The following is a 16,213-nucleotide window of genomic DNA, read 5'->3' on the forward strand; positions in this document are numbered from 1 at the left end:
GCCCCTGACACCCCTGACCGTCACCTGTCCTTGACCGGTGCCGCAGGGGCCTCAGTCGTCGAAGCCCTCCGCCGCGCGGGCCTCCCGCAGCTCCTTGATCGCGCGGCGCCGGGCGAGGCGGTGCGTGCGGCGGATCTGGGCCTCCTGGTAGCGGCGGCGGTCGCGGTCGGTCTCCGGGAGGACCGGGGGCACCGTGCGGGGCTTGCCGTCGGCGTCGACCGCGGCGAAGACGAGATAGGCGGAGCCGACCTGCTGGGCGGGCGTCGACTCGTTCCACCGCTCGGCCAGGACTCGCACGCCGACCTCCATGGAGCTGCGTCCGGTCCAGTTGACCTGGGCCTTCACATGGACGAGATCTCCTACTCTGACCGGCTCCAGGAAGACCATCTCGTCCATGGAGGCGGTGACGGCGGGCCCGCCCGAGTGGCGTCCGGCGACGGCCCCCGCCGCGTCGTCCACGAGTTTCATGATCACGCCGCCGTGCACCGTGCCGAGGAGGTTGGTGTCGTTGTGGGTCATGATGTGGCTGAGCGTGGTGCGGGAGGCCGAGGTCGGCTTGCCCGGTATACCCGATTCCGAACGGGGGGCCTGATCTGTCATGCCCTCCACCCTATGCCGGGCGCGCCCGCACCCCTTCCCCGGCCGCTTTGCATCAGCTCTGCAACAGCCCTGGCCCGAAATCCCGACCGCCCTGTAAGCCGCGCGCCCTCGCACTGCACACTGGGCCACATGAGCGATTGGCCAGACGATCAGGCGGGCGGCCGTGGATATGGCCGCGGCAGCGGGAACCCTCAGCCCGACGGCGCCCGCGTGATGCGGCATGTCCAGCGCGGCGGCCCCGCCCGCCCCGCCGGACCGCCGCCGGGCGGTGTGCCGCAGCAGCCCGCGTACGACGACGGGTACGGGGACGGACAGCCGTACGGCGACGCCCGCGACGAGGTCTTCGAGCCGCGCACCCCGCGCCAGGGTGGCCACGGCCAGAGCTACGACAGCGGCTACAACACCGGGCAGGTCTACGGCCGGCCCGCCACGGGCGACGGCGGCCAGGGCGGTGCCGGACGCCCGCCGCGCGGCCCGCGCGCCGCGCCGAACTGGCGGCGCCGCATCAAGATCGGCTCGATCACCCTCGTATCCGTACTGCTCGTGACGACCGTGGCGACGTACTTCTGGGCGGACGGCAAGCTCAAGCGCGAGGTCGACCTCTCCAAGGTCATCGAGCGGCCCGAGGGCGGCGCGGGCACGAACTACCTGATCGTCGGCTCCGACAGCCGCGAGGGCATGTCGGCCGAGGAGAAGAAGCGGCTGCACACGGGCTCGGCCGACGGCAAGCGCACCGACTCGATGATGATCCTGCACGTCGCGGACGACGGCGGGAACACGATGATCTCGCTGCCCCGCGACTCGAACGTCACGATCCCCTCCTTCAAGGGCGCGGAGTCCGGCAAGCTCTACCCCAACCAGGGCCGCCAGACGAAGCTGAACGCCGCGTACGCGGAGGACGGTCCCGAGCTGCTCGTCCGCACCGTCGAGTACAACACCGGCCTGCGCATCGACCACTACGCCGAGATCGGCTTCGGCGGCTTCGCGAAGATCGTGGACGCGGTCGGCGGCGTCGAGATGGACATTCCCAAGGGCTTCAAGGACAAGAAGTCCGGCGCCGACTTCGAGGCGGGCAAGCAGACGCTCGACGGCGAGCAGGCCCTCGCCTTCGTCCGCACCCGCTACGCGCTGCCGGGCAGCGACCTGGACCGCACGAAGAACCAGCAGAAGTTCCTCGCGGCCCTCGCCAACCAGGCGGCGACGCCGGGGACGGTCATGAACCCGTTCAAGCTCTACCCCACGATGGGCGCGGGCCTGGACACGCTGATCGTCGACAAGGACATGGGCCTGATGGACGTGGCGTCCATGTTCTGGGCGATGAAGGGCGTCACCGGCGGCGACGGCAAGTCGATGAACATGCCGATCGCCGGCATGTCGGGCGGCAACGTCCTGTGGGACAAGGCCAAGGTCAAGCAGCTGGTCAACCAGCTGAACAACGACGACAAGGTCACGGTCTCCGGCTGAACCACGGCTCGGGGGCCGGGCGGCGGCCCCGTCCCCCGAACGGCCCGCCCGGCGGGAAACCCCGGCTCCGGCATGCCACGGTGGTCCGAACCTGCCACCGTCGACGTCCGGAGCCCTGCCATGGCAGACCTACAGGACGAGATCAACGCCACCGCCGAGGCGGGGGAGCTCGACCAGTCCCCCGCCCGGCCCGACCCCCGTACCGAGCCGCTTCCCGAGCGGGAGCCCGGTCACGGCCCCGAGGCGGCGGAGGCCGCCGACCCGCTGGAGCGGGCCCACGCCCTGCTCGCCGCACACCCCGTCGCCGACGGGTACAGCGGTCTGCCGGGAACCCTGCGCGACCTGCCCTGGTACGACTTCGAGACGGGCGACAGCGGCCTGGAGAGCGATCTGCCGCGGCTGCGCGCGGGCCGCGTCGGGGCGCAGCTGTGGTCCGTGCGGGTGCCCGAGCGGCTCGGCACCGACCAGGTCGTGCGGACCACCCTCGAACAGATCGACCTGGTCAAACACGTCGTCGGTAACCATCCCGAGTGGCTGCGGCTCGCCCGTGACGCCTCGGAGACCACCGACGCCCGCAACTGCGGCCGCATGGCCACGCTGATCGGTCCCGCCCGCGGCACCGCGCTCGGCGACTCGCTGGGGGCCCTGCGCGGGCTGCACAGCCTGGGTCTGTGCGCGGTGACCCTCTGCGGTACGTCGTGGGCGGGCGCCGAGGGGCTGACCGCGTTCGGCGAGGAGGTCGTGCGGGAGATGAACCGGCTCGGGATCCTCGCGGACCTGTCCGGCGCGTCCGAGGCGACCGTGCGGCGGGTCCTGGCCATCTCCAAGGCTCCGGTGATCTTCACCCGCTCCGGTGCCGCTGCCCTGCGCGACCACCCGGACAACCTCTCGGACGAGCTGCTCGCGGAGGTGGGCGAGCACAAGGGCCTGTGCATGGTGCCGCTGGCCGCCGACCGCACGGGTTCCTCGGCGCGCGAGGTGGCGGACCATCTCGATCACGTGCGCCGGGTCGCGGGGCCGGAGTGCGTCGGCATCGCGGGGATGTACGACACCCCTGAGGTGCACCCGGAGGATCTCGTCGACCCGTCGGACTATCCGCAGCTGATCGCGGCGCTCCTGGACCGCGGCTGGCCCGAGGCCGACGTGGCGCTGCTCACCTGGGGCAACTTCCAACGCGCCCTGCGCGGCGCGGACTTCACGGCCCGGGCCACGCGGGAGCGCAGGACGGCGTCCACGGCGCGGATAGAGCGCCTGGACGGCTGACCAGCCGGGTCACGGTCACCCGGGCCGCGGTCAGGGGATCTTGCAGAGGCAGAACGGGTGCCCGGCCGGGTCGGCGTACACGCGGAAGTCGCGCTTGCCGCCGTCGTCGTCCAGGTCGAGGGGTCGCGCGCCGAGGGCGAGCACCTTCTTCTCGGCGGCGTCGAGCTCCTCGGTGGTGCGGCCGGCGTCGAGGTCCAGGTGGAGCTGCTGGGCGTTGACGTCGGAGCGGGGCCACTCGGGCGGGCGCAGGTCGCTCACCCGCTGGAACGACACCTTGACGCGGCCCGGGGCCACGAGGTCGACCCAGTCCCCGTCCTCCTCGATGGTGCCGCCGATGACCTGGGCGTAGAACTCGGCCAGTTCACGCGGGCGCGGACAGTCGAGGACGACGTTGCGCAGGCGGGCGATGGGGGCGGCGGCGTCGTGCTGGTCGGTCATGACTCCTCCTTCTCGACGGGATTCCCGGCAGGGCGCGGGTGTCTCAGCAGGCGCAGAGGCAGAACGGGTGCCCGGCCGGGTCGGCGTAAACCCGCCAGTTGCGGTCCCGGTCGGCCGCGTCGAGGGCCGTGGCGCCGAGGGCGAGGACCTGTTCCTCGGCGGCGTCCATGTCGTCCACTGTGAGGTCCAGGTGGAACTGCTGCGACCCGTCGGGCGCGGGCCACTTCGGCGGTACGTGGCCGGGGGCCCGCTGGAAGGCCAGGGGGGTGCCGTCGTGCCCCTTGAGGTCGACCCAGGTGTCGTCGGCCGGGGTCGGGGTGCCGCCGACGACCGCGGCATAGAACTCCGCGAGGGCGAGCGGGTCGGCGCAGTCGAGGACGACGACGCCGAGCTTGGCGAGAGCCATGGTTCCTCCAGAGGTTGCCGCGAATTACCGGATGATGGCACCAACAGGTAACGGTTACTTCATGCTCCCGCAGAAGAGGTAACGTCGCAACCATGAACGACAGAGCGCCGGCGCCGGGAGGGCTCGCGCTGGTCCAGGAGCTGGTGAACACGCTGGACTTGGCGAGCGGCGCGGACGCCCTGGACACCGAGTCGGGGCGCGGTGCCTTCGGGCTCGCCCCGCAGGACGTGGACGCGGCGCGCGAACTGCGGGAATCCCTGCGGGCGGCGTGCCTCGCGCACGCCGGACACCCGGCGCACGGGCCGGTACGGGAGCTGAGCGAACTGCTGGCCCAGGGGCCGCTGCTGGTGGAGGTGGACGGCGCGACGGGCGCCGCGTCACTCGTCCCCGCGGACGGCCCGACGCTCACCGCGCGGGTGGCCTCGGCGATCGCGGAGGCGCTCACCGCCGGGACGTGGCTGCGCCTCAAGGCGTGCGAGGCGGTCACCTGCCACTGGGCCTACTACGACCGCAGCCCGGCGGGCCGGAGCCGGTGGTGTGACATGGGCGTGTGCGGGGCGCGCGCGAAGATGCGGGCGTACCGGGCCCGCAAGGCGGCACCCGGCACGTCTTCCTAGCCTCTGTGGTGCCCCGCGCCCGTCTCAGGCCGCGGGCCTGCCCATGGCGCGGTAGGTCCAGCCCGCCGCCCGCCAGGCCTGCGGGTCGAGGGCGTTGCGGCCGTCGAGGATGACCGGGGTCGTCGCCACGGAGGCGAGCGCCGCCGGGTCGAGCTCGCGGAACTCGCGCCACTCCGTGAGGTGCAGCACGACGTCCGCGCCGCGCACCGCGTCCATCGCCGAGTCCGCGTAGCCGAGGGTGGGGAAGAGGCGGCGGGCGTTCACCATGCCCTTGGGGTCGTACACCGTGACCTGGCCGCCCTGGAGGTGGATCTGCCCGGCGACGTTGAGCGCCGGGGAGTCGCGGACGTCGTCGGAGTCCGGCTTGAACGTGGCACCGAGCACCGCGACCCGCTTGCCGAGGAAGGAGCCGCCGCCCAGCGCCTCGCGGGCCATCTCGACCATCTGGCCGCGCCGGCGCATGTTGATCGAGTCGATCTCGCGCAGGAACGTCAGGGCCTGGTCGGCGCCCAGCTCGCCCGCCCGCGCCATGAACGCGCGGATGTCCTTGGGCAGGCAGCCGCCGCCGAAGCCGATTCCGGCCCGGAGGAACTTCTTGCCGATCCGGTCGTCGTGACCGAGGGCCTCCGCGAGCTGTACGACGTCACCGCCGGCCGCCTCGCAGACCTCGGCCATGGCGTTGATGAAGGAGATCTTCGTGGCGAGGAAGGAGTTCGCCGAGGTCTTGACCAGCTCCGCCGTCGGGAAGTCGGTGACGACGAAGGGCGAGCCCTCGGCGATCGGCGTCGCGTAGACCTCGCGCAGCAGCTTCTCGGCGCGCTCACTGCGTACGCCGACCACGATGCGGTCCGGGTGCAGCGTGTCCTGCACGGCGAAGCCCTCGCGCAGGAACTCGGGGTTCCACGCCAGCTCGACCTCGTCGCCCGCGGGGGCCAGCTCGGCGAGGCGGGCGGCGAGCCGGTCCGCGCTGCCGACCGGCACGGTGGACTTGCCGACGACCAGCGACGCCTTGGTGAGGTGCTTGGCGAGGGACTCCAGCGCGGTGTCGACGTACGACATGTCGCAGGCGTACTCGCCGTGCTTCTGCGGGGTGTTCACGCAGATGAAGTGGACGTCGCCGAAGTCCGCGGCCGCCGCCGGGTCCGTCGTGAAGCGCAGCCGCCCGCTGGAGCCCTCGATGCCCGCGACGTGCTTGCGCAGCAGCTCCTCCAGGCCGGGCTCGTACATCGGGACCTCGCCCCGCTGGAGCATCTCGACCTTCTCGCTCACCACGTCGAGACCGAGGACCTCGAAGCCGAGTTCGGCCATGGCCGCGGCGTGCGTGGCGCCGAGATAGCCGGTGCCGATCACGGTGATCTTGAGGGCCATGCGGTGCTCCAGACGGTCTGCGGGGGCTTGCTGCTGCCGTGCGTTGACCGAGCATAGTCGGGCGTCGACAGGCCTCTCACCGGGCACATTTCCCGCTGTCGCCAAGCTCACGTATCCACCGCACGGGCGACACCACTAAAATTTGGGTTACTTAACGGTAATTAGCATCCTTGGAGCGTGAGAGACCTTGGCCGGATCGGCTGATTTCGACCTGTACCGCCCGTCCGAGGAGCACGACATGCTCCGGGACGCGATCCGTTCGCTGGCCGAGGCGAAGATCGCGCCGTTCGCCGCCGCGGTGGACGAGGAGGCCCGCTTCCCGCAGGAGGCCCTCGACGCGCTGGTCGCGAACGACCTGCACGCCGTGCACGTCCCCGAGAGCTACGGCGGCGCGGGCGCCGACGCCCTGGCGACCGTCATCGTGATCGAGGAAGTGGCCCGCGTCTGCGCCAGCTCCTCCCTCATCCCGGCCGTGAACAAGCTCGGCTCGCTGCCCGTCATCCTCTCCGGCTCCGAGGAGCTGAAGAAGAGGTACATGACGCCGCTCGCCAAGGGCGAGGGCATGTTCTCGTACTGCCTGAGCGAGCCGGACGCGGGTTCGGACGCCGCCGGCATGAAGACGAAGGCGGTCCGCGACGGCGACGGCTACGTCCTCAACGGCGTGAAGCGCTGGATCACCAACGCGGGCGTCTCCGAGTACTACACGGTCATGGCCGTCACCGACCCGACCAAGCGCTCGAAGGGCATCAGCGCCTTCGTCGTCGAGAAGGGTGACGAGGGCGTCTCCTTCGGCGCCCCGGAGAAGAAGCTCGGCATCAAGGGCTCCCCCACGCGCGAGGTCTACCTCGACAACGTCCGCATCCCCGCCGACCGCATGATCGGCGAGGAAGGCACCGGCTTCGCGACCGCGATGAAGACCCTGGACCACACCCGCATCACCATCGCGGCGCAGGCCCTCGGCATCGCGCAGGGCGCCCTCGACTACGCCAAGGGCTACGTCCAGGAGCGCAAGCAGTTCGGGAAGCCGATCGCCGACTTCCAGGGCATCCAGTTCATGCTCGCCGACATGGCGATGAAGATCGAGGCCGCGCGCCAGCTGACGTACGCGGCGGCCGCCAAGTCGGAGCGCGTTGCCGCCGGAGGTGGAGAAAGGGACCTGACCTTCCAGGGCGCCGCCGCCAAGTGCTTCGCCTCGGACGTCGCGATGGAGGTCACCACGGACGCCGTCCAGCTCCTCGGCGGCTACGGCTACACCCGTGACTACCCCGTCGAGCGCATGATGCGCGACGCGAAGATCACGCAGATCTACGAGGGCACGAACCAGGTCCAGCGCATCGTGATGGCGCGGAACCTGCCGTAGTTCCGGCCGGCCACGGGAATTCGTCCGTCCACAGCGATGAGTTTCCGTGGCCCCGGCGGTCCTTCCTGTCGTCGATGACATGGGAGGGACACATGAAACAGCCGGAACAGCTGGTGCGGGTGCAGAACTTCACCGTCTCCAGCGACGGGTTCGGTGCCGGTGAGGGCCAGTGCCTGGAGCGGCCCTTCGGGCACGCCGATCCCGGTGAGATGTTCGCCTGGGCGGGGGCCACGGCGAGCTGGCCCAATCGCACCGATCCGGGCGGCGGCCGCGGCCTCGACGACTACTTCACGCGTGACTTCGCGCGGAACATCGGCGCGGAGATCATGGGCCGCAACAAGTTCGGGCCCCAGCGCGGGCCCTGGACCGACCACGAGTGGCGCGGCTGGTGGGGCGACGAGCCGCCGTTCCACACCCCGGTGTTCGTCATGACGCACCACGAGCGGCCGTCTTTCACGCTCTCCGACACGACGTTCCACTTCGTCGACGGCGACCCGGCCACGGTCCTCGCGCGGGCGCGGGAGGCGGCGGGCGGCAAGGACGTCCGGCTGGGCGGCGGGGCGACCACCATCCGGGAATTCCTCGACGCCGGCCTCGTCGACACCCTGCACGTGGTGGTCTCGCCGGTGCGGCTCGGCTCCGGCGTACGCCTGTGGAAGTCGCCGGACGAGCTGCTCGACCGGTACCACCTGGACGTCGTGCCCAGCCCGAGCGGCGTGACGCACCACGTGTTCTGGCGCAAGTGACGCGGGGCCGCTCGGGCCGTGTGCTCTGGCCGCTGGTCCGGTTCTAGCCGTCCAGCTGCTCCAGCGTGGCGACGGACGGGCCCCTGCGGGCCTGTACGTCCCTCGCCACGTCCTCGGCGGCGCCCAGCACCCGTACCGCGTTCTGCCAGGTCAGCTTGGCGAGGTCGGCCTTGGACCAGCCGCGGCCGAGCAGCTCGGCGATCAGGTTCGGGTAGCCCGCCACGTCGTCCAGGCCGTCGGGCGTGAACGCCGTGCCGTCGTAGTCGCCGCCGATGCCGATGTGGTCGATGCCCGCGACCTCGCGCATGTGGTCGAGGTGGTCGGCGACCGTAGCCGTCGTCGCGACCGGGCGCGGCGTCGACTCCTCGAAGGCCTCGTGGACCTTCATCGCCTCCGGCGTCGTGTCGAGGTGGTGGAAGCCGTGCGCGCGCATGTTCTCGTCGGCGGCCGCCGTCCAGTCGACCGCCGCCTGGAGGACGAACTTCGGTACGAACGTCACCATCGCCACGCCGCCATTGGCGGGCAGCCGCTCCAGGACGTCGTCCGGGATGTTGCGCGGGTGGTCGCACACCGCCCGCGCCGACGAGTGCGAGAAGATCACCGGCGCCACCGAGGTGTCCAGGGCCGCCCGCATCGTCGTCGCCGCCACGTGGGAGAGGTCGACCAGCATGCCGACGCGGTTCATCTCGCGTACGACCTCGTGGCCGAAGGGCGACAGGCCGCCGACGCCCGGCTCGTCCGTCGCCGAGTCCGCCCACGCGATGTTGTCGTTGTGCGTGAGCGTCATGTAGCGCACGCCGAGCGTGTGCAGCGCCCGCAGCGTGGCGAGGGAGTTGTTGATGGAGTGGCCGCCCTCGGCGCCCATCAGGGAGGCGATACGGCCCTCGGAGCGGGCCTTCTCCATGTCCGCCGCCGTCAGTGCGCGGGCCAGGTCCGCGGGGTGGCGGGACAGCAACTGCTCGACGCAGTCGATCTGTTCGAGCGTGGCGCTGACCGCCGCGTCACCGGCCAGGTCCGTGCGGACGTACACCGACCAGAACTGCGCGCCGACACCGCCGGCGCGCAGCCGGGCGATGTCGGTGTGCAGGTGGCCCGTCTGGTCGGCGGCGATGTCGAGGCGGTCGAGGTCGTAGCCCGCCTTCTCGCGCAGGGCCCACGGCAGGTCGTTGTGGCCGTCGACGACCGGGAACTCGGCGAGCAGGGCGCGCGCCTCGCCGTGCGGGGCGGGTGCTTCGTCGGGGGGTGTCATGCGATCACTTTCCCGAACCGAAGCCGAATCCGGAACCCGCTCCCTCGACCTTGGTGCGCAGCCGCTTGCCCTTCTCCGTCGCCTGGTCGTTCAGATCCTGCTGGAACTCCCGCATACGGGACAGGAGTTCGGCGTCGTGGGCCGCGAGGATCCGGGCCGCGAGCAGGCCGGCGTTGCGCGCGCCGCCGACGGAGACCGTCGCCACCGGGACACCGGCGGGCATCTGCACGATGGACAGGAGGCTGTCCATGCCGTCGAGGTACTTCAGCGGGACCGGCACGCCGATCACCGGCAGCGGCGTCACGGACGCCAGCATGCCGGGCAGGTGGGCGGCGCCGCCCGCGCCAGCGATGATCGCCTTCAGGCCGCGGTCGGCCGCCTGCTCGCCGTACGCGATCATCTCGCGCGGCATGCGGTGCGCGGAGACGACGTCGACCTCGTAGGCCACCTCGAACTCGTCCAGGGCCTTGGCGGCGGCCTCCATGACGGGCCAGTCCGAGTCGGAGCCCATGACGATGCCGATGACGGGGGTGACGGAAGAGCTCATTCGGTGATCGTCCCTCTGAGGTAGCCGGCTGCGTGGCGGGCGCGGTCGAGGACCTCGTCCAGGTCGTCGCCGTAGGTGTTGACGTGGCCGACCTTGCGGCCGGGCTTCACGTCCTTTCCGTACATGTGGATCTTGAGCTGCGGGTCGCGGGCCATGCAGTGCAGGTACGCGGCGTACATGTCGGGGTAGTCGCCGCCCAGCACGTTGGCCATGACGGTCCACTTGGCGCGCGGGCGCGGGTCGCCGAGCGGCAGGTCGAGGACCGCGCGCACGTGGTTGGCGAACTGCGAGGTGATCGCGCCGTCCTGCGTCCAGTGGCCGGAGTTGTGCGGGCGCATCGCCAGTTCGTTGACCAGGATGCGTCCGTCGGCCGTCTCGAAGAGCTCGACGGCGAGGTGGCCCACCACGCCCAGTTCCTTCGCGACACCGAGGGCCAACTCCTGGGCCCGGCCCGCGAGTTCCTCCGAGAGGCCGGGTGCGGGGGCGATCACCGTGTCGCACACGCCGTCGACCTGCTGGGACTCGACCACGGGGTAGGCGACGGCCTGGCCGTGCGGCGAGCGGACGACGTTCGCCGCCAGTTCGCGTACGAAGTCGACCTTCTCCTCGGCGAGCACCGGGACGCCGGCCCGGAAGGGTTCCGCCGCGTCCTCGACGGAACGCACGAACCACACCCCCTTCCCGTCGTATCCGCCACGCACCGTCTTCAGGATGACCGGGAAGCCGTCGCCCTCGGCCGCGAAGGCGGCCACGTCGGCCGGGTCCTCCACGATCCGGTGGCGCGGGCACGGCACGCCGATCTCCATGAGCTTCTCGCGCATCACGCCCTTGTCCTGGGCGTGCACCAACGCGTCGGGCCCCGGACGGACGGGGATGCCGTCCGCCTCCAGGGCCCTGAGGTGCTCGGTGGGTACGTGTTCGTGATCGAAGGTGATCACGTCGCAGCCCCGCGCGAAGTCACGCAGCGTGTCCAGGTCGCGATAGTCGCCGATGACGACATCGCCGACGACCTGCGCCGCGGAATCCAGCGGGGTGTCACTGAGGAGCTTGAATTTCAGGCCGAGGGGGATGCCCGCCTCGTGGGTCATGCGGGCGAGCTGACCGCCGCCGACCATGCCGACTACCGGGAACGTCACACCCCCAGGGTATCGGCCGCTTCCGGCCACCCCGGAACCGCAGGGGCCAAGGGCGCCCCGACGCCTCCCGGCACGGTGCCGCCACGGCGTCCGGACGCCCGCGCGCGCCGGAAAGGCCCGCTGGTTAGCATGGCTGGGTCGACACGACCGAAACACCAATCCGTCGGCACGTACACGAGCCGGGGCATGCCGCCCCGTTACGAACCGACGGGGGCTGGGGCGACCACCATGACGGAACGGGGCGCACTTCGGGGACGACTGGACCAGCTATGGCGCGAGATCGCCAAGTTCGGGGCCGTGGGGGCGGTCGGCACACTGGTCAACTTCGCTGTCTTCAACCTCGTACGCCATGTCACGGATCTGCACGTCGTGCGCGCGAGCGTGATCGCGACGGTCGTCGCCATCGTCTTCAACTACGTGGGCTTCCGTTACTTCACGTACCGGGACCGTGACAAGAGTGGCCGTACCAAGGAACTCACGCTGTTCCTGCTGTTCAGCTCGGTCGGCCTGGTGATCGAGAACGGCGTGCTCTACGCCGCGACGTACTGGTTCGGCTGGGACGGCAGGCTCGCGGCCAACTTCTTCAAGTTCCTCGGCATGGGCATCGCCACGCTCTTCCGCTTCTGGTCCTACCGCACGTGGGTGTTCAAGGCGCTGCCCGCGCGCGAGGCCGTCGCGCATGCGGAATCGTTCCTGGAGAAGGAGCCGCTGCGCGGGGAGCCGGACGAGCGGCCCGTGGCGCGGCGCACCGGCTGACGCTCACCTGACCGTCTCCGCCGCCGCCTCCGTCTTCGACACCGGCGTACGCGACAGGAAGAGGCCGAAGACCGGCGGCTTCGTCTGGAGCATCTCCAGGCGGCCGCCGTCCGCCTCGGCCAGGTCCCGGGCCACGGCGAGGCCGATGCCGGTGGAGTTGCGGCCGCTGATGGTCCGCTCGAAGATCCGCGCCCCGAGGTCGGGCGGCACGCCGGGGCCCTCGTCCGTGACCTCGATGACGGCCTGGTTGCCGGTGACGCGGGTGCGCAGGGCGACCGTGCCGCCGCCGTGCATCAGGGAGTTCTCGATCAAGGCCGCCAGGACCTGTGCGACCGCGCCCGGCGTGCCCACCGCCTCCAGGTGCCGCTTGCCCGAGCTGACGATGGCGCGGCCAGCGCTGCGGTAGGCGGGGCGCCACTCCTCCAGCTGCTGCTTGATGACCTCGTCCAGGTCGAAGGCGACGGCGGAGCCGGTACGGGGGTCGCGGGAGTTGGTGAGCAGCCGCTCCACGACGTCGGTGAGCCGCTCCACCTGCGCCAGCGCGATGGTCGCCTCCTCCTTCACCGTGTCCAGCTCGTCGGTGACGGTGATCTCCTCCAGGCGCATGGACAGGGCGGTCAGCGGGGTCCGCAGCTGGTGGGAGGCGTCGGCGGCCAGGCGCCGCTCGGCGGTCAGCATGCGGCCGATGCGGTCGGCGGAGGCGTCCAGGACGTCGGCGACGCGGTCCAGCTCCGGTACTCCGTACCGCTTGTGGCGGGGGCGGGAGTCTCCGGAGCCGAGGCGCTCGGCGGTCTCGGCGAGGTCGGTGAGCGGGGAGGTCAGGCGGTTGGCCTGACGGACGGCGAGGAGCACCGCGGCGATGATCGCGAGCAGGGCCACGGCGGCGATGATCAGCAGGGTGCGGCCGACCTCGCGGGTGACGGCGTCCTTCGGTTCCTGGACGGTGACCTGTTCGCCCTGCTCGCCGGGGCGGGTGGCGCTGATCACGTCGCCGGTGGGCCGCTTGCCGATCTCGATGGGGGCGCGGCCGGGCATGTCGATGCGGGCGTAGCGGGCGGTGGCGACCTGGTCGCGCAGGATGGCGGCGCTGATCCGCTCCTGGCTGATCAGCCGGCTGTCGACGATGCTGGCGAGGCGCATGGCCTCGGAGTCCACGCGCTCCTGGGCGCTGCTGCTGATCGTCCTGGTCTCGACGATGACGAGGCTGACGCCGAAGACGGCGATCACGACGAGGACGACGGCGAGGGTGGAGTTGATCAGTCGGCGGCGCATTCACTCAGTGTCGCGGATCGGGGGCCGTCCGGGGGTGCGGGTGGTGGCCGCGGGGTGGCCGCCCCCCTAGGGGCGCGGGGAACTGCGCGACCAGCCACGGACGGCCTGCGGCGGCTGACCGACCGGAACCACGCAGACGCGTCTGCCTCCGGCGGTGTCACGGGCGGGTGCGGGTCGGACTCGGCTGAGCGCGCAGTTCCCCACGCCCCTTACGGGGGCTGGGCCTAGGCCCCGTTCTCGCCGCAGCCGCAGACCCGTCTGCCCCGGGCCGGCTCGCGGGCGGGTGCGGGGCTGCCTCGCTTGCTCGCGCAGTTCCCCGCGCCCCCTACGGGGCTCAGCTCTTCTCGAAGCGGAAACCCACGCCCCGCACCGTCGCGATGTACCGCGGATTCGCTGCGTCGTCGCCGAGCTTCTTGCGGAGCCAGGAGATGTGCATGTCCAGGGTCTTGGTGGACGACCACCACGTCGTGTCCCAGACCTCCCGCATCAGCTGGTCGCGCGTGACGACCCGGCCCGCGTCACGCACGAGGACCCGGAGGAGGTCGAACTCCTTTGCCGTGAGCTGGAGTTCCTCCTCACCCATCCAGGCCCGGTGCGACTCGACGTCGATCCGTACGCCGTGCGTGGACGGCGCCTCCTTGTGCTCCGTGGCCCCGCGCCGCAACAGGGCCCGCACCCGGGCCAGCAGCTCCGCGAGGCGGAACGGCTTGGTCACGTAGTCGTCGGCGCCCGCGTCCAGACCGACGACGGTGTCCACCTCGTCGGCGCGCGCGGTGAGGATGAGGATCGGCACCGTGAGCCCGTCCGCGCGCAGCCGGCGGGCGACCTCCAGGCCGTCCATGCCGGGCAGCCCGAGATCGAGCACGACAAGATCGACGCCGCCCTGAAGTCCGGCGTCGAGGGCGGTCGGGCCGTCCTCGCGCACTTCGACCTCGTAACCCTCCCTGCGCAGGGCGCGGGCCAGCGGCTCCGAGATGGACGCGTCGTCCTCGGCGAGCAGTACACGGGTCATGGGGTGATGGTAGTCCGCGGTGGACAAGGGCTGTGCGTTGATCGCACAGTGGTGGCGCGGGCCTGCGCCTATGGGACGCGAAACTAAGAAACACCTTTGAATGTGTGCTGTTGGTTGCGTCGAAACCTGTGATCCATCTCTCAAGTCCTTCCATATGCCTCCCTGTGGTGTCGTATGGTGACCCAACGCCTGATGCACTACTCAAGGACCTTTGGCCCGCTGTGCGCGCCTTAGGTCTCTTTTATGTGCGGGCCGGCTTCGGCCAGCCTTGAAAGGAATGACCTGTGGTCGGGCCCTGCGCGCGAGGTTGCGCCCAGGGTGTGGATCCCGGAGTCGCCGTCCCTCGCTCCCTCCACCAGGGTGTGAATCTCCCCTGGGCGTGGGGTTGGACCGCGCGACAACGGTGCCGACCGCCCCCCACCGGGCGCGCACACGCTCCTGCCGCGCGTCCCGAACCCACGAGGATCGACCCATGGCGTCCAGCCTGACGAAGGACTCCGCCAGTACCCCTGGCACCGAGAAGACCTTCTTCGGCCACCCCCGCGGACTGGCCACACTCTTCATGACCGAGATGTGGGAGCGTTACAGCTTCTACGGCATGAAGGCACTTCTCCCGCTGTACCTGATCGCCCCCGGCGGCATGAACATGAGTGCCACGACGGCGACGGCGATCTACTCCGTCTACATGTCGATGGTCTACCTGCTCGCCCTGCCCGGCGGCTGGATGGCCGACCGCTTCTGGGGTCCGCGCAAGACGGTCATCATCGGTGCCTCCGTCGTCATCCTCGGCCACATCACGCTCGCGCTGCCGAACTCGGCGTCCTTCTTCGCCGGCCTCGCGCTCGTCGCGCTCGGCTCCGGCCTGCTGAAGGCGAACATCTCCGTGATGGTCGGCCACCTCTACGACGGTCCGAAGGACCCGCGCCGTGACGGTGGCTTCACGCTCTTCTACATCGGCATCAACCTCGGCGCCTTCCTCGCCCCGCTGACCATCGGCACGGTCGGCGAGAGCGTCGACTGGCACCTCGGCTTCGCGCTCGCCGCGGCCGGCATGGCCCTCGGCCTCGCCCAGTTCATGATCGGCTCGCGCCACCTGAGCGCGCAGAGCAGCGTGATCTCGCAGCCCGCCACGCCGGAGCAGCGCGCCTCCGCCCTGCGTACCGGCCTGATCTGGCTGATCGTCGCCGCCGCGCTCTACACGCTGATGGGCGTCACCGGGAACTTCGCCGACTGGGCGCTGATGCCGCTGATCATCGCCGGTCTGGTGATCCCGATCGCCGTCCTGGCCCGTATGAAGCGCGACAAGGAGCTGTCGCAGCTGGAGCAGTCGAAGCTGTCCGGCTACATCTGGTTCTTCGTGGTCGCCGCCGTCTTCTGGATGATCTACGACCAGAACGGCTCCACCCTGTCGATCTTCGGCAAGACCGCCACGACGAACCACCTCCTCGGGTTCGACTTCCCGACCTCCTGGTACCAGTCGCTGAACCCGATCTTCATCATGGCGCTCGCCCCCGTGGTCGCCTCGGCGTGGCTGTGGCTGAACAAGCGGGGCAAGGAGCCGAGCACGGCGGTCAAGTTCGCCTCCAGCCTCACGCTCATCGGCATCTCCTTCGCCGTCTTCCTCATCCCGCTGATCGACACCGCCGCCAACGGCGGCCGGGTCAGCCCGATGTGGCTGGTCGCGATCTACTTCATCCAGACCGTCGGCGAGCTGTGCCTCTCCCCGGTCGGCCTGTCGCTCACCACGAAGATGGCCCCGGAGAAGTACAGCGCCCAGATGATGGGTGTCTGGTTCCTCGCGGTCACCGCGGGCGACTCCGTGACGGGTCTGCTCACCTCGCCGCAGCTCGGCGTCGATCTGAACAACTCGGGGGCCGTGGCCGTCGAGGCGATCATCGCGGTCATCGCGGGCCTCGGTATCTGGAGCTCCCGCAAGAAGGTCAAGCAGCTGATGGGTTCCGTCAACTGACGTACGCCCG

Annotated in this window: 16 protein-coding genes; 7 read left to right on the plus strand and 9 right to left on the minus strand. The window is 70.8% G+C overall.

Annotated features, from left to right (window positions below; all coding sequences use genetic code 11):
* Positions 1–51: 51 nt before the first annotated feature.
* Complete coding sequence (locus KKZ08_RS15400; protein ID WP_223774990.1) at positions 52–600, minus strand: acyl-CoA thioesterase; 549 nt, start codon at positions 598–600, stop codon at positions 52–54.
* Between the two features lie 129 nt (positions 601–729).
* On the opposite strand from KKZ08_RS15400, the gene KKZ08_RS15405 reads away from it, so the two are divergent.
* On the plus strand, positions 730–2,064 hold the full coding sequence (locus tag KKZ08_RS15405; protein ID WP_223774991.1) for an LCP family protein: 1,335 nt from the start codon (positions 730–732) through the stop codon (positions 2,062–2,064).
* A 120-nt stretch (positions 2,065–2,184) separates the two neighbouring features.
* Positions 2,185–3,327 carry a dipeptidase gene (locus tag KKZ08_RS15410; protein ID WP_223774992.1) on the plus strand — a complete coding sequence of 381 codons (1,143 nt, stop codon included), beginning with the start codon at positions 2,185–2,187 and terminating at the stop codon, positions 3,325–3,327.
* 30 nt (positions 3,328–3,357) lie between these two features.
* On the opposite strand, the gene KKZ08_RS15415 is transcribed toward KKZ08_RS15410, so the two are convergent.
* Together KKZ08_RS15415 and KKZ08_RS15420 are read right to left on the minus strand one after the other, a co-directional pair.
* Complete coding sequence (locus tag KKZ08_RS15415; protein WP_223774993.1) at positions 3,358–3,765, minus strand: VOC family protein; 408 nt, start codon at positions 3,763–3,765, stop codon at positions 3,358–3,360.
* 43 nt (positions 3,766–3,808) lie between these two features.
* Positions 3,809–4,171 carry a VOC family protein gene (locus KKZ08_RS15420; protein WP_223774994.1) on the minus strand — a complete coding sequence of 121 codons (363 nt, stop codon included), beginning with the start codon at positions 4,169–4,171 and terminating at the stop codon, positions 3,809–3,811.
* A gap of 92 nt (positions 4,172–4,263) precedes the next feature.
* On the opposite strand from KKZ08_RS15420, the gene KKZ08_RS15425 reads away from it, so the two are divergent.
* Positions 4,264–4,788, plus strand: a complete 525-nt coding sequence (locus KKZ08_RS15425) for a CGNR zinc finger domain-containing protein (protein WP_223774995.1) — start codon at positions 4,264–4,266, stop codon at positions 4,786–4,788.
* Between the two features lie 24 nt (positions 4,789–4,812).
* On the opposite strand, the gene KKZ08_RS15430 is transcribed toward KKZ08_RS15425, so the two are convergent.
* Positions 4,813–6,156, minus strand: coding sequence for a UDP-glucose/GDP-mannose dehydrogenase family protein (locus KKZ08_RS15430; RefSeq protein ID WP_223774996.1), 1,344 nt, complete (start codon positions 6,154–6,156; stop codon positions 4,813–4,815).
* 187 nt (positions 6,157–6,343) lie between these two features.
* On the opposite strand from KKZ08_RS15430, the gene KKZ08_RS15435 reads away from it, so the two are divergent.
* Complete coding sequence (locus tag KKZ08_RS15435; protein ID WP_263303344.1) at positions 6,344–7,516, plus strand: acyl-CoA dehydrogenase family protein; 1,173 nt, start codon at positions 6,344–6,346, stop codon at positions 7,514–7,516.
* Between the two features lie 92 nt (positions 7,517–7,608).
* Positions 7,609–8,262, plus strand: a complete 654-nt coding sequence (locus tag KKZ08_RS15440) for a dihydrofolate reductase family protein (RefSeq protein ID WP_223774998.1) — start codon at positions 7,609–7,611, stop codon at positions 8,260–8,262.
* Positions 8,263–8,305: 43 nt separating this feature from the next.
* On the opposite strand, the gene KKZ08_RS15445 is transcribed toward KKZ08_RS15440, so the two are convergent.
* Genes KKZ08_RS15445 through KKZ08_RS15455 form a run of 3 tightly spaced genes read right to left on the minus strand, consistent with a single transcriptional unit; the run spans position 8,306 to position 11,224 of the window.
* The gene (locus KKZ08_RS15445; RefSeq protein ID WP_223774999.1) at positions 8,306–9,511 is read right to left on the minus strand and encodes a dipeptidase; all 1,206 of its coding nucleotides are present in this window, start codon (positions 9,509–9,511) and stop codon (positions 8,306–8,308) included.
* Between the two features lie 4 nt (positions 9,512–9,515).
* Positions 9,516–10,058 (minus strand): 5-(carboxyamino)imidazole ribonucleotide mutase, encoded by a 543-nt coding sequence (gene purE / locus KKZ08_RS15450; RefSeq protein ID WP_223775000.1) that lies wholly within the window; start codon positions 10,056–10,058, stop codon positions 9,516–9,518.
* Complete coding sequence (locus KKZ08_RS15455; RefSeq protein WP_263303345.1) at positions 10,055–11,224, minus strand: 5-(carboxyamino)imidazole ribonucleotide synthase; 1,170 nt, start codon at positions 11,222–11,224, stop codon at positions 10,055–10,057. The genes purE and KKZ08_RS15455 overlap by 4 nt, the downstream gene beginning before the upstream one ends.
* A gap of 198 nt (positions 11,225–11,422) precedes the next feature.
* Between KKZ08_RS15455 and KKZ08_RS15460 the strand changes: the two genes are divergently transcribed.
* Positions 11,423–11,950, plus strand: coding sequence for a GtrA family protein (locus KKZ08_RS15460; RefSeq protein WP_223775002.1), 528 nt, complete (start codon positions 11,423–11,425; stop codon positions 11,948–11,950).
* A gap of 3 nt (positions 11,951–11,953) precedes the next feature.
* Here the strand turns inward: KKZ08_RS15460 and KKZ08_RS15465 are convergent, their stop codons facing one another.
* Complete coding sequence (locus tag KKZ08_RS15465; RefSeq protein WP_223775003.1) at positions 11,954–13,222, minus strand: ATP-binding protein; 1,269 nt, start codon at positions 13,220–13,222, stop codon at positions 11,954–11,956.
* 334 nt (positions 13,223–13,556) lie between these two features.
* Complete coding sequence (locus KKZ08_RS15470; protein WP_127911041.1) at positions 13,557–14,234, minus strand: response regulator transcription factor; 678 nt, start codon at positions 14,232–14,234, stop codon at positions 13,557–13,559.
* 472 nt (positions 14,235–14,706) lie between these two features.
* On the opposite strand from KKZ08_RS15470, the gene KKZ08_RS15475 reads away from it, so the two are divergent.
* Complete coding sequence (locus tag KKZ08_RS15475; RefSeq protein WP_223775004.1) at positions 14,707–16,203, plus strand: oligopeptide:H+ symporter; 1,497 nt, start codon at positions 14,707–14,709, stop codon at positions 16,201–16,203.
* The last annotated feature ends 10 nt before the right edge of the window (positions 16,204–16,213 follow it).

The organism is Streptomyces sp. 135 (genome assembly GCF_020026305.1).
Lineage (GTDB): Bacteria > Actinomycetota > Actinomycetes > Streptomycetales > Streptomycetaceae > Streptomyces.